Annotated in this window: 9 protein-coding genes; 7 read left to right on the top strand and 2 right to left on the bottom strand. The window is 29.2% G+C overall.

Annotation, left to right across the window (positions count from 1 at the left end):
- Positions 1-20: 20 nt before the first annotated feature.
- The 4 genes from CM240_RS01560 to CM240_RS01575 all read left to right on the top strand — a co-directional run bounded on the left by CM240_RS01560 (position 21) and on the right by CM240_RS01575 (position 7,619).
- Positions 21-1,817 carry a vWA domain-containing protein gene (locus tag CM240_RS01560; protein ID WP_044035934.1) on the top strand — a complete coding sequence of 599 codons (1,797 nt, stop codon included), beginning with the start codon at positions 21-23 and terminating at the stop codon, positions 1,815-1,817.
- 12 nt (positions 1,818-1,829) lie between these two features.
- Positions 1,830-4,589, top strand: a complete 2,760-nt coding sequence (locus CM240_RS01565) for a VWA domain-containing protein (protein WP_044035935.1) — start codon at positions 1,830-1,832, stop codon at positions 4,587-4,589.
- Positions 4,590-4,882: 293 nt separating this feature from the next.
- Positions 4,883-5,587, top strand: a complete 705-nt coding sequence (locus CM240_RS01570) for a response regulator transcription factor (protein WP_044035936.1) — start codon at positions 4,883-4,885, stop codon at positions 5,585-5,587.
- Positions 5,577-7,619: a sensor histidine kinase gene (locus CM240_RS01575; RefSeq protein WP_051483626.1), complete on the top strand. Its 2,043-nt coding sequence runs from the start codon at positions 5,577-5,579 to the stop codon at positions 7,617-7,619. The genes CM240_RS01570 and CM240_RS01575 overlap by 11 nt, the downstream gene beginning before the upstream one ends.
- A 241-nt stretch (positions 7,620-7,860) precedes the next feature.
- Here the strand turns inward: CM240_RS01575 and pdxT are convergent, their stop codons facing one another.
- Together pdxT and pdxS are read right to left on the bottom strand one after the other, a co-directional pair.
- The gene (pdxT, locus tag CM240_RS01580) at positions 7,861-8,496 is read right to left on the bottom strand and encodes a pyridoxal 5'-phosphate synthase glutaminase subunit PdxT (RefSeq protein WP_044035937.1); all 636 of its coding nucleotides are present in this window, start codon (positions 8,494-8,496) and stop codon (positions 7,861-7,863) included.
- A gap of 1 nt (position 8,497) precedes the next feature.
- Positions 8,498-9,367 (bottom strand): pyridoxal 5'-phosphate synthase lyase subunit PdxS, encoded by an 870-nt coding sequence (pdxS, locus tag CM240_RS01585; protein WP_044035938.1) that lies wholly within the window; start codon positions 9,365-9,367, stop codon positions 8,498-8,500.
- A 321-nt stretch (positions 9,368-9,688) separates the two neighbouring features.
- Here pdxS and CM240_RS01590 point away from each other — a divergent pair, with 321 nt between their 5' ends.
- From CM240_RS01590 to CM240_RS01600, 3 genes are all read left to right on the top strand, one after another.
- Positions 9,689-10,597 (top strand): hypothetical protein, encoded by a 909-nt coding sequence (locus tag CM240_RS01590; RefSeq protein WP_044035939.1) that lies wholly within the window; start codon positions 9,689-9,691, stop codon positions 10,595-10,597.
- Between the two features lie 387 nt (positions 10,598-10,984).
- Positions 10,985-12,253 carry a CYP152 family fatty-acid peroxygenase CypC gene (gene cypC / locus CM240_RS01595; RefSeq protein ID WP_044035940.1) on the top strand — a complete coding sequence of 423 codons (1,269 nt, stop codon included), beginning with the start codon at positions 10,985-10,987 and terminating at the stop codon, positions 12,251-12,253.
- Between the two features lie 288 nt (positions 12,254-12,541).
- Entirely contained in the window at positions 12,542-14,170 is a 1,629-nt protein-coding gene (locus CM240_RS01600; RefSeq protein ID WP_044035941.1) for a glycoside hydrolase family 13 protein, read from the top strand.
- The last annotated feature ends 111 nt before the right edge of the window (positions 14,171-14,281 follow it).

Raw genomic sequence — 14,281 nt, forward strand, 5'->3', positions numbered from 1 at the left:
ATGCTAGAAAGGAGGAGAAAATGACCATTGGTACATTATGGCCACTAATTTTATTGATATTAGTGCCACTAGTAATAGCTCTTTATATATTAAAGAGAAAGTATAAGGAAAAAGAAGTTTCTTCATTGCTTTTATGGCAAGAAGTTTATAAAAATACCCATGCCAGTACGCCATGGGAAAAACTAAGAAAAAATATTATGCTGCCATTGCAACTTATAATAATTTTACTCATTATCTTAGCTCTTATGAAGATGCACTTAAATATTGGTGGAAGTACATATAAAAATGTTATTGTAGTAATGGATACTACAGGTAGTATGGCTATAAATTCTAAAGGTAAATCAAGGCTTGAAAATGGCAAAGAACTTATTAAAGAGTATATTTCTTCTAGTAGTGATGATACAAGAGCTTATATTATTTCTTATGATGGTAATGAGAATTTATTATTAAATGATAGTAGTGATAAAAGTACAATTTATAATACTATAGATAATATAAGACAAAGTTATAGCACTGGGGATGTTTCTTCAGCTATGTCTTTTGTGAAAGCAATTAAAAATGGTATTGGTGAAGAAAGTGAAGTTATAGTTGTCACTGATAAAGAAGTATCATTTGGAGAGGTAAAAGGTAAGGTTATAGCTGTTGGAAATGAAGGAGAAAATGCTTCTATTGATAATATAGCTCATAAATATAGTGATGGAAATCTTAAAGTAATTGCAACTGTTACCAATAGGGGAGCTAATGATTATAGTGGCGATTTTACTTTATATAATGATGATAATATGGTAGAAGTTAAGAATGTAGAGTTAGGTTCTGGTGAAAAAATAGTTCTTAATTTCAACCTAGAAAATTACAATGGAACACTATTAAAAGGTGAATTATCTAAAAAGGATGATTTGATAGAAGACAATGTATTTTATGATGTAGTAAGAGATACTGAAAATAAAAAGATATTATTAGTTACTGAAGAAAATATATTTTTAGAAAAAAGTTTTTCCGCACTACAGAATATAGAGTTATTTAAAACTAATGATTTTAGCAATATAAGTGATGATGATAAATATGATCTATATATTTTTGATAATGTAACACCAGATAAATTACCTACTACAGGCAATATACTATTTGTTAATCCTAAGTCTAATGAGTTTTTTAATGTAATAGAAGGTGGAGAAGTTAAGGAAGCAAAAGTTGTTGAAGAACAGGTTTCTAAATATATTAATGATCTCCAGTTTACACTAGCAGAGTTTAATGGTATAGAAGTGCCTTACTATGGTAAAGTATTTTTAGAAGTAGAGGATACGGCGGTAGGCTTTTATGGAGAAAAGGACAATAGAGGGATTGCAGCTTTATCTTTTGATATTCATAATTCAGATGTAGCACTTAAAAAACAATTTCCTATATTAATTTATGAGTTAGGTGAAAAGTTAATAAGTAACGGATTATCTAATAAATCCAATTATAATAGTGGCGAAGAAATAGAAGTTAAGGCAAGCAATTTATCTAAGGAAGTAAAGGTTGCGTATCCAGGAGAAAAGTCTAAGACTTTAGCATTAAATGAAAAGATAAATTCTAAATATAACCTTGGTATTTATAATATAGAAGAAGTATTAGAAAGTGATAGTAGAAATGAAATGATATCTGTAAATTTCCCTTCAGAGGAAGAGAGTAATGCTAATTTGGAATATTTAGGTGAAGTAGGAGAAAGTGATAGTATTGATGGATTAAAAAAAGGGATTAATCTAGATTTTATTTTGATTATTTTAGCTTTAGGTGTAATATCAACAGAATGGATATTATATTTAAAAGGAAATTAGGAGGAAAATGTTATGAAGTTTGAGATAATGATGACATGGGCTCTTGTATTGATACCTATTGTTATAGCCTTCATATATTTCTCTCTTAGAAAATATAAAGGAGTAAGGAATAGAGATTATTTTATTATAGTATCAAGAGTATTAGTAATGGTGCTTTTAATACTAGCTTTATCAGATATAACTATTAGCTTAAAAGGGAAAAATACTGTAACAATATTTTTATTGGATACCTCTGAAAGTATGTCTTCCTTCAAAGAAGAAGGAGTAAAATTTATAAATAAGTCATTGCAAGAAATGCCAAAGAATAATAAAGCAGGAGTTGTAGTTTTTGGTGGTAATAGTGAAGTGGACAAGGTTATTGATAATGATAAAAAATATCTAGAAGTTAACAATACACCAATAAAAACAGCTACAAATATAGAAAATGCAATAAGTAGTGCAGTAAGTTTATTTCCAAGTGGTGTGTCAAAAAGAATAGTACTTATTAGTGATGGTGAAGAAAATCAGGGAGAGGTTATAAAGGATACATCATTAATAAAGGAGCAGGATATAGATTTTAGAACATATAAAGTTTCAAATGAAAAAGGAAATGAGGTTTATGTAGATAATGTAAAGGTACCTGATAATATTCCTATAGGAGAAGAATTTTCAGTAGTAATTACTTTAGAATCAAATGTAAAAATTTCCGCAAATTTAGTTTTATTTTCAGGAAGAGATAAAAAAGCTGAGCAAAGGGTTGAAGTTCAAAAAGGAAAAAATACTTTTGTATTTAAGGATGTACAAACATCTGGTGGATTTAAGGGATATAGAGTATTGATAGAACCTGATGAGGATACTTCAACTGTCAATAATGAATATACTTGTTTTACAAATGTAACGGCACCAGCAAAAATATTATTGATAGAAGGAAAATTTGGTGATGGAGCTGGAGCTATTAATGTGTTAAAGGCAGCTAATAGTGACATGAAGGTAATAACTTCATCAGCAGCACCACGAGATTTAAATGAATTATTAGAATATAAAACTATAGTATTATGTAATGTACATAGTGATGATTTAAATAGTGGCTTTATGAACAATATTGAAAGCTATGTTAAAGATTATGGTGGTGGTGTAGTAACATTTGGAGGTGAGGATTCTTATGCTTTAGGTGGGTATAAGGATACTGCGTTGGAAAAGATTTTGCCTGTAGATATGGACAAAAAGGGCAAAAATGAGATACCTCAGATTAGCTTAAGTCTGATTATAGACAAATCAGGAAGTATGAGTAGTGGAGATGGATCAACTAGTAAGCTTACTCTAGCGATAGAATCAGCGCTAAAGGCTGTGGATAATTTGCGTAATACCGATGAAATATCTGTTATTGCTTTTGATGATGGATTTAGTTATGTTGTTGAGCCACAAAAAGTTCAAGATAAGGATAAGATAAAGGAAAAGATATCAGGAATTACTGTGGGGGGAGGGACTTCTATATATCCTCCATTAAAAGATGCAATAGAAAAGCAAATTGAATCTTCGGCCAAAATAAAGCACACAATATTACTAACAGATGGAGAAGATGGTTTTCCGGAGAGTGGCTATGATGATGTAATATCTAAGATAAATGAAAATAATATAACGTTATCTACAGTTTCAGTTGGAACAGATGCTAATAGCACTCTTCTTGAGAATTTAGCTAAGAAGGGTAATGGTAGAAGCTATCATACAGATATTTTTACAGATATTCCAAGAATATTTGCTAAGGAAATTTTAATAAGTACTGGTGAGTATATAATTAATGAAGAGTTTACACCTAAGATAGTTAGTAGCCATGAAATAACAAGAGGATTGGTTGATCAGGGGTTGCCATCAGTATTAGGATATATAGGAACATCTAAAAAAGATAAAGCTATTGAAATATTAAGAACTAAAGAAGATGAACCACTTTTAGCAGTATATCAATATGGACTTGGTAAAACTGTAAGCTGGACTTCTGATATTAATGGTCAGTGGAGCAAAAATTACTTATCATGGAATAATGGAGCACAATTTATAAAAAATATGATATATTGGACAATTCCAGAGTACGGTGATGGTGGTAATGTTAATGTAACAGTAAGCGGCGATGAAGCAGTAATTGATTTCTATAGTGATGATGTAAAAAAAGGTAGTAAATTAGATGGACATTATAACTCAGAAGAAGGAGAAGAAGGTAAGTTTGAATTATCTGAAGTTGAACCGGGAAGGTATCAAGGAAAAGTAAAAGTTAATAATCTTGGCTTCTATAATTTTAATATAAGAGAAGAAAATGAGGGTAAGATAGTTAATAGTTATAATGGTGCTTTTGCTATGCAGTATTCTGAGGAGTTTAAGTTTAACAATAATAGTGGAAATATTGATATATTAGTAAGTGAAGTTAATGGTAAATTTATAAATAAGGCTTCAGAGGTTTTTAATGGTAAAGAAAAAATAGCATATAAAAAAATACAGCTTAAAAATATTTGTTTAGTAATAGCTATATTATTATTTTTCTTTGATATTGTTTATAGGAGATTAAATTTAGATTATAGAAAATTATTAGCAAAAATTCCGATAAAAAGAGTAAAGACTTTTTATGAAAAAAGAAAAGATAAAAAAGTTGTAGTAGTGGAAAAGAAAGTTGATAAGAAAATAAATATAGAAATAGAAAAAAAGAAAAAGGTTAAAACTAAAAATATAAATAAAAAAGCTAGTAATGAAAAAGAAGTTTTAGATACATCAGCATTGCTGAAGAAGAAGGAAAAAAGAGAATAAAAACATGTAAAGGTGCTGTCGCATTAACGATTAAATTTCGTGTGTGATAGCACTTTTTAGTTTACAAGTTTACTTTCACTCTAAAAAAAGGAATTTAATCACAATGTTCTTGGGTATATATATTCGTAGATAAATATATGAAGCTATTATACTTAAGTGTTGTTATTTAGAGTAAATATCTTTAGAAAATCTTTAGAATTATCTAAGTTATTTTTTAATAAATAAATGATAGTATGTATGTAATTTGTAGAGATTATGTAAGATATTGTATAATTCATATAGGGGAAGAAAGGATGGGATGCAGTATGTACAATATCTTAATTGCGGAGGATGATAAATCAATATCAGAGGCAATAGAAATATATTTAAAAAATCAAGGGTATAATGTGTTTAAAGCTGGAGATGGAATAGAAGCTTTAGAAAGAATTTTATTAACAGAGATTCACTTGGCAATTGTGGACATAATGATGCCTAAGATGAATGGAACAGAATTAATTGTTAAGATTAGAGAAAAGTACGATTTTCCAGTGATAATACTTTCTGCTAAATCAGAAGAGTTAGATAAAATTATGGGGTTAAATATAGGGGCTGATGATTATGTTACAAAACCATTTCAACCAATGGAGTTAATGGCTAGGATAAATTCACAACTTAGGAGATATTTTAGATATTCACTAACAAAGAAAATAGGTTTAAACGAAAAAATATTTACTGTTGGAGGTCTAGAACTTAATGATGATAAAAAGACAGTAAATGTTGATGGAGAAGTGATAAAGATGACACCTAGTGAATTTAAAATTCTTAGATTATTAATAAAAAATCCTGGAAGAGTATATTCAACAGATGAAATTTACGAAAGAATCTGGAATGAGAAGGCAGTCAATACAGATACAATAATGGTTCATATAAGAAATATAAGGGAAAAGATAGAGATAGATCCCAAAAAACCAAGGTACTTAAAAGTAGTATGGGGGGTAGGGTATAAAATTGAAGGTTGATAAAAAAACTGTAATTGTAAATACGATAATATTATCTATATTATTGATACTATCAGCAATAATAGTTAAAGTATATTCTAAGGATTATATGAACAATCATATTCATGAGGGGTATAAAAGTTATGGCTTTGTGAATAAGCTATGTACAAATAGTTATGTATTATATAACACTGTAATAGACGATAGTATAGATGATAAGGTTAAGGAAAGTTATAGGTTTAAAAAGTGGAAGTCACAATTAGAAGATGATTCAGATAATTTAGAGTATGCTATTTTTAATGGTAAAGGAGAATTAGTAAAAAAATATGCTAGTTCAGATATTGAGATATTGATAAAAAGTTCTAGAAAAGAAGAAATAAGAGGGAGGTATGATTTCTTTATTATTCTATCTTTTGATAAGAATGGTAATATAGAAATAGAAGATTGTAAAGGTGTAGATAAGAGAGAGATAAGCAATTTATTATTGAGGATAGATAAAAATTTATCAGGTGATATGAAAATTAATAAGGTTAATGATGTAAAGGCAGTATATGCTATATCATATCAATCATTATTAAATAATAAAGGAAATATAGATACAAGTGTAATTACTATAGATCAAAATATTTTATTCTTGTGGATTGCTATTGCAGGAATAGTGCTATTTGCTTTATTAATATCACATAAATATATGAATGAAATAATATTTACAAAAATTATATATAGAATACCTATAGAGATTAGTATATTATTAAGTACCATTGCATCATTATACATAATTGATACTATTAAGAAAATAACTAATGGAAGCTTTGTAACAGAAATCAAATATATAAAAAGTGAGGATATAATTAATACTGATATTTGTAATATATTAAGATGCTTTATTATATATTTAATGTTTTTTGTTATTGTATCAGCGATTTGTGAGGTCATGAGAAAAGACAATTTGGAAGGTATAAAAAATAAGTCTTTAATTTACAAATTTTTTAAATGGTTAATAAGGATAGATTTTAGGGAGCCAGTTACATATAAGTTATTAATTTTAATATCAATTAATTTTATAGTTATGTTGTTATTGACTATTAATGTATGGACAGCGATAGTAATATCTATTACTTATTCTATAGTGTTATTTTGTATTGCAAAGAAGTATTTAGATGATGTTAAGGAAAAGTATAATAGAATACTTACTACTACTGAAGAAATATCGAGAGGAAATTTAGATGTTGAAATAGATGAAGAATTAGGAATGTTCGAGCCAATAAAGAAAGAAATTCAGAATATAAAAGTAGGGTTTAAAAGGGCTATAGAAGAAGAAACTAAAAGTCAGGTAATGAAAACGGAACTTATAAGTAATGTATCTCATGATTTAAAAACTCCATTAACATCAATTATAAGCTATATAGATTTATTAAAGGATGAAGATATTACAGAGGAACAACGCAAAAAATATATTAAAACCTTAGAGATAAAATCTAATAGATTGAAAGTATTAATAGAAGACTTATTTGATATGAGTAAAGCTAATAGTGGAAATATTAAATTAGATATGGTAAATGTAGATATAATAGATTTAATTAAGCAAATTTTAATAGAGTTAGATGATAAGATAAAAGAATCTGCATTAATAATAAGAAAAAACTTTCCGGAAGGTAGAGTTGTATTAAAGTTAGATAGTCAGTATACATTTAGAGTGTTTGAGAATCTAATGATTAATATTACTAAATATGCTATGAGAAATTCTAGAGTGTATATTGATATAATTAATAATATTGACAATGTAGATATTACTCTAAAAAACATGTCCGCGGAAGAGATAAATTTTGATGGAGATTATATAACTGAAAGATTTGTACGGGGAGATAAATCACGGAATACAGAAGGAAGTGGTTTAGGGCTAGCTATAGCTAAAACCTTTATTGAACTCCAAGGTGGAAAAATGATAATAACAATAGATGGAGATTTATTTAAAGTAAGTATTAATTTTCCAAAGGAAATAAGGGCAGGGCACAAATCAGGGCACAGGTCAGAAGGCACAGGGCACAAGTAAGGTTAATTTTCCCCATGTGGGGAAAATATTATATAGCTAATTCACATTTCACAATTTTCAATTTAGGTGAAAATTCTTCTTGGGGAAGAATTTTATTATAAGTCATGCGTATAGTAAAGTGTTTTCATATTTACTATAAATCCAAAAGTTTTAACCCAAGCTATATGAAGGTGCAACCTTCATTAGCCCCCTGTAATAGTTTGGTATAAAATACAATTAACTCTTCATTCTTACTTATTCACTAATATTGTGCCATGCATCTGTGCCTTGACACAATTTCTTCGATAAAATATTTATGAAATCTTGTGTCTGGTGTTAATTCAGGATGAAATGATGTGGCTATCATATTTCCTTCTTTAATTCCAACAATATGTTTATCTAATTTGATAATCCAATTATCATTAGCAAAGTGCATTCCATCGGAGTCATCTAAAAAATTATTTGTTATATTTAGTGAACTAATATATGGAGCTCTGATAAAAACTAAATCTAGAGGTTGTTCACCCAAAATATCTAGATGTATTGGTTTAGAAAAGCTATCTATTTGAGTACCGTAAGCATTTCTCTTAACTGTAATATCCATAAGTGAAAGGTGAGGTGAATCAGCTCCATCAATATTTTTAGCTAAAAGAATCATACCAGCACAAGTACCCCATACAGGAAGTCCATTTATAATTTTTTCTCTTAAAACCTCTTTTAACCCAGTAACTCTTAATAATCTTCCCATTGTAGTGCTTTCACCACCGGGAAGAATAATACCATCTATCCCATCTAAATCTTCTTTTTTTCTAACTTCTACAGCTTGGTATCCTAATGACTTTATATGATCAATATGTTCCTTAAAGCCACCTTGAAGAGCTAAAACACCAATTTTCATATTACCAACCTCTTTCAGCGTATTTTGAAGTAACTTCTTCAGAGTTTATACCACTCATTGGTTCTCCTAAATCTTCTGATAACTCTGCAAGTTTTACAGGATCATTGTAGTAAGTAGTTGCTAAAACTATAGCTTTTGCTCTTTTTTCAGGGTTACCAGATTTAAATATTCCTGAACCTACGAAGACTCCTTCACTTCCAAGTTGCATCATTAATGCAGCATCAGCAGGAGTTGCTATTCCACCAGCTGCAAAGTTAACTACAGGTAGTTTTCCGTTTTCCCATACATATTCTATTAAGTGATATGGAGCATTAAATTCTTTTGCTAAAGTCATTAACTCTTCTTTTGGAGCATTTTGTACTCTTCTTATATCATCTTGCATAGTTCTTTGATGAGTTACTGCTTGAACAACATCACCTGTACCAGCTTCACCTTTAGTTCTTATCATTGAAGCACCTTCACCTATTCTTCTAAGAGCTTCTCCAAGATTTCTTGCACCACATACAAAAGGAACTTTAAAAGCTGTTTTATCAACATGATAAGCATTATCTGCTGGAGTTAATACTTCACTTTCATCAATATAATCTATTCCTAATGCTTCTAATATTTGCGCTTCAACAAAATGTCCTATTCTTACTTTTGCCATTACTGGTATTGAAACAGCTTCTTGAATTTCTTTTATCATTTTAGGATCAGACATTCTAGCTACTCCACCTTGTTTTCTAATGTCTGAAGGAACTCTTTCAAGTGCCATTACAGCACAAGCCCCAGCTTTTTCTGCAATTTTAGCTTCTTCAGCATTAGTAACATCCATTATTACTCCGCCTTTAAGCATTTGTGCTAAATTTTTATTTAATTCATTTCTACTCATAATTATAACCCCCAATTACTTATTTCCATTTATTGAAATTATAGTATTACAATAAATTGTTTGTGACAAGTGTATGGATACAATATGATAAAAGTATAGCTTAAAAAAGAAAATATAGGATGTAATACATTTGCTTATGACACGGTGAAGCGTATCATAAATAAATGAGGTTTATAGTTTTAGGCATTGATATAACTTGCCTAAGGCTATTTTTTTATCTAAAAATAGCGTATCATAAGTAAGGTTGTATTTACAAATTATGTTATAATAAACTTAAAGTGAAAGGTAAATAGGAACTACTGATTTTATAGGAGGAAAGTGATGGATTATTATGCACGTGCAAAAAAATTTATATTAAAGAATTCAAGACCTCTTGATATGGCAAGATGGAACTACTTATTCGAAAATGGAAGTAGGGAAGAAGTTATTAGTGCTTTAAAGACATACCAAAATATTGATGGTGGATTTGCCAATGCACTTGAGCCAGATTGCTGGAATGTTAATTCAACACCTATGCAAACATGGGTAGCAACTCAAATTATTAAAGAAATTAATTTAGATGATAAAACCCATCCAATAATAAAAGGAATTTTAGATTATTTATCATCTAATGATGAATTTGATGGACATAGATGGAATGGTTTAAATACAGTAGTAACAAATGATAATTATCCCCATGCACCCTGGTGGTCTTATAGTCAAAAGCAAGAATTAACATATAATCCTACGGCGAGTCTGATAGGTTTTATATTGAAATATGCAGAAAAAGATACTGTTATATATAAGTTAGCCTGTGAGTTATCAAAAGAAGCTTATAATTATTTTAAAAAGAGTTTTCCTTTAGAGTCTATGCATGAAAGTGCTTGTTTTGTAGAATTATACGAGTACATGAAAGAATGCTCTATTTGCAATTTGTTAGATATGGAAGAATTTAAAAAATTATTACAAAAGCAAATTAAACAAGTTATAACATATGACACTAAAACATGGAACACTGATTATGTATGCAAACCATCATTATTCATAAACAGTAAATCAAGTGATTTCTATTTAGAAAACAAGGATATATGTGATTTTGAATGCCAATTTATTTTAAATACTCAAAATAATGATGGTTCTTGGAACGTTACTTGGGATTGGAATAATTATCTTGAAGAATGGGCTATAAGTAAAAATTGGTGGAAGTCAGATATTATTATAAAAAATATTAAGTACATTAAGGAATTTTAGTGATAAATTTTAGTTTTAGGGCTATTGAATTTTAATATGTGTATTAACAAAAATGATGCTAATCTTTGCTGGATGGAGCATCTTTTTGTTTGCTTTTAATTTTAATATCAAGACAAATAAGCTTTACTGAAATCTTTAATTAATGAATAAAAAGATTATTATGAAATAACAAAACAGATGATATGGCTTGTATGTAAGGTCAAAGAATAATTAAATATTGAAAATATAGCACTTGTAATAAATGAAATAAAATCTGACATACTAATTATCCTATAAGGGAAAAATAGAGAAGATGTATTTTTATCTTAAATTATATAACAGAATGATATTAAAAAATTTAGAATATCAACATATTTATAAATTATATAGAAAGGAGAATGAGAATATATGCCAAATAAGAAACATGTTCCACATGATAGAGGGTTAGACGATACTATGGATTTACTGAATGAGGGATACATGTTCATTAAAAACAGGGTTGAACAATATAAGGCTGATATATTTGAAACTCACTTACTTGGGCAAAAAGTAATTTGTATCACTGGAGAAGAGGCTGCAAAAATTTTTTATGATCCAGAATTATTTTATCGTAAGGGTGTTACACCAAAACGAGTACAAAAAACATTATTTGGTGTGGGGGCTATTCAATCTATGGATGGCGAAGCACATATACATAGGAAAAAATTATTTATGTCATTGATGGCTCCATCATATCAGAATCAACTTGCTAAGCTTACAATGGATATGTTACAAGATTCAGTTAAGGGGTGGGAAAATAAAGAACAGATTGTTCTTTTCGATGAAGTAAGTGAAATTTTGTGCAGAGTAGCATGCCAGTGGGCTGGAGTTCCTTTAAAAGAATCTGAAGTAAAAGAGAGAGCAGAAGACTTTACTTTAATGGTAGATGCTTTCGGTGCAGTTGGACCTCGACATTGGAAGGGAAGAAGAGCGAGAACTAGAGCAGAAGAGTGGATTAAAGGAATCATAGAAGATGTACGCTCGGGGAATATTAAGGCTGAAGAAGGCTCAGCACTTTATGCTATGGCTTTTTATAGAGATATTGATAAAAATCATCTAGATAGTCATATGGCTGGGATTGAACTTATCAACGTACTACGTCCTATTGTTGCTATTTCAACATTTATTGTCTTTGAAGCATTAGCACTACATGAGTATCCAAAGTGCAAAGATAAGCTATTATCAGGAGATGAGAATGAGCTTAAAATGTTTGTACAGGAAGTTAGACGTTACTATCCATTCACTCCTCTTTTAGGAGCAAGGGTTAAAAAGGATTTTGTCTGGAATAAATGTGAATTTAAAAAAGGAATGCTTGTGCTACTTGATGTTTATGGTATTGATCATGACCCGAGAATATGGAATAATCCTGATAAATTTTGTCCTCAGCGTTTTAAAGAAAGAAAGGAAAACTTATTTGATTTTATACCTCAAGGTGGAAGTAATCCTGAAAAAGGACACAGATGTCCAGGAGAAGGAATTACTATTGAAATCATGAAAGCTAGTCTAGATTTTCTTGTTAATAAGATTGAGTATGATGTTCCAAATCAGAATTTAAGTTATAGCATGAAAAAAATGCCCACTTTGCCTGAAAGCAAATTTATAATGAGTAATATTAGAAGAAAGAGTGAAAATAATTAATTATAAAACATAAAGAAGATAGAATACTACATACTTCAAGCTCGGTAACTAGTAAAATTTCAAAAGTTTTACTAGTTATTTTTTATGAGAAAAATTGATTTAACGTGAAATATAATCTCAAATTATTAATTATAAATGAATCTCGCTACTTGCATATCTTTCTAGGAGTAACCTATACTAAATTAATTGTGAATTTTGAACTGTGAATTTGTCAATTAAATGTTTACATAAAAAAATTATAATAGTAGTATATATATGATGGGAAATTTTTAAATTATGAGGTGAGTTATGGAAAAGAAATGGTGGCATAAATCGGTAGTATATGAAATATATCCAAGAAGTTTTTATGACAGTAATAATGATGGTATTGGGGATATTAATGGAATAATAGAAAAATTGGATTATTTAAAGTTATTAGGTATAGATGTTATTTGGCTTGGGCCTGTTTATAAATCTCCTAATGATGATAATGGATATGATATTAGTGATTATTGTGATATTATGGATGAGTTTGGAACAATGGAAGATATGGACAATCTTTTAAGAGAAGCTAATAGTAGAGGGATAAAAATAGTTATGGATTTAGTAGTTAACCATACTTCTGATGAACATCCATGGTTTATTGAGGCTAAAAAGTCTAAGGACAACAAATATAGAGATTATTATGTATGGAGAGATCCAATTGATGGTAAAGAGCCAAATGAAATGGGGTCATTATTTAGTGGAAGTGCATGGCAGTATGATGAAGCATCAGGCCAATATTATATGCATATATTTAGTAAAAAACAACCTGATTTAAATTGGGAGAATATTGAGGTTAGAAAAGCTGTTTGGGATATTGTTAACTTCTGGTGTGAAAAAGGTGTTGGTGGTTTCCGTATGGATGTAATCGATCTAATTGGAAAGGTACCAGATAAGATGATTACTGGCAATGGCCCTAAGCTACATGAGTATTTAAAGGAGATGAATAAAAATTCTTTTGGTAAATATGATCTTCTTACAGTAGGTGAAACTTGGGGAGCTACACCAGAAATAGCAAAATTATATTCTAATCCAGAAGAAAAAGAACTTAGTATGGTATTTCAATTTGAACATATTGGCCTTGATGAACAGCCGGGGAAAGAAAAATGGGATTTAAAACCGTTGGAATTAAAAGAATTAAAAAGAGTATTTTCTAAGTGGCAAAGTTCATTAGAGGGTAAAGGATGGAACTCATTATTTTGGAATAATCATGATTTGCCTAGGATAGTTTCTAGATGGGGAAATGATAAGGAATATAGAGTAGAAAGTGCTAAAATGTTAGCTACATTACTACATGGTCTTAAGGGAACACCATATATTTATCAAGGAGAAGAGCTTGGGATGACAAATGTTCATTTTAATTCTATCGATGAATATGATGATATAGAAACTCTTAATATGTATAAAGATAGGATTGCAAAAGGATATAGTCATGAAGAAATAATGAAATCTATTTATGCAAAGGGAAGAGACAATGCAAGAACTCCTATGCAATGGGATGATAGTGAAAATGGTGGATTTACAAGTGGAAAGCCATGGCTTGCTGTAAATAAAAATTATAAAGAAATTAATGCTAAAGCAGCAGTAGAGGATGAAAACTCTATATTTCATCACTATAGAAAACTTGTAGATATAAGGAAAAACAGTGAAACTATAATTTACGGTGAATATAGGGAGTTAGATGCTGAAAATCCTGATGTATTTGCATATATAAGAGAATTAGATGGTGATAAAGTAGTAGTTATTTGTAATTTTACTGATAAAATAGCTACATTTAAAGAGGATTCTATGGAGATAGGTGATAGCAAAGTACTTTTAAGTAATTATAAAGATATAGTAGAGTTAAAAAATACTATGAGTTTACGTCCATATGAAGCTATAATGTATAGAATGTAATAAAAAATTGATTTGAGGTAGTATAACGTAAAAAATATTATAATATCAGGATTATGTATTACTTCTCATAAATTTTCATATTAATTAATAATAAATATAAAATTAGGAGTT

The organism is Clostridium bornimense (assembly GCF_000577895.1).
In the GTDB taxonomy this organism is placed as follows: domain Bacteria; phylum Bacillota; class Clostridia; order Clostridiales; family Clostridiaceae; genus Clostridium_AN; species Clostridium_AN bornimense.